This is a genomic window from Algoriphagus aurantiacus, from assembly GCF_035156405.1.
GTDB lineage: Bacteria > Bacteroidota > Bacteroidia > Cytophagales > Cyclobacteriaceae > Algoriphagus > Algoriphagus aurantiacus.
On the sequence record NZ_JAXRUT010000088.1, the window covers coordinates 1 to 531 of the forward strand.

Annotated in this window: 1 protein-coding gene; it reads right to left on the bottom strand. The window is 49.5% G+C overall.

All coding sequences use genetic code 11. The features are described 5' to 3' along the window. Positions 1–531 (bottom strand): Ig-like domain-containing protein (locus SYJ56_RS25855; RefSeq protein ID WP_323839303.1); only part of this gene is annotated, 531 nt, incomplete at both ends.

The window sequence follows — 531 nt, forward strand, 5'->3', positions numbered from 1 at the left end:
ACCGGCGCCAGGAGCGGCTACTCGCGCATCAAGGTTGTAAGCTCCCGCCGTTGTAATATTGACTGTGTACTCAAGCCACTCGTTGAGATACATCCAACCCACGCTGTAACCGCCTTCGGTAGCAACTTCGATATCAACATCGTCAGCGCGGTAGGCTCCGCCAATATTGCCTGAATCGATATCGTGATAGCCTACACCTTGGCCCCCGAGGTCATAATTTTCGGCTTCCACCGTTCCGGGGATTATCGCGGCTGTTCCACCATAAGGAGAGCGGGATGTTTTTTCTCCGTCATTACTATTGACAACAGCAATATTGACAGCGGTTGAAACTGTAGTCGTTCCTTTGTTGTCAGTAGCCTTTGCAGTCAGGGAGAAGCTTCCAACAGGAAGATTAGTCCATGCAAAGCTGTATGGAGAAGAAGTGTCAGTTCCCAAAAGCGTGTTTCCATTATAGAAATCGACTTTGGCAATTGTTCCGTCCGCATCTGTAGCGTTTGCAGTGATGCCAAGGTTATCTCCCTGGATGAACTG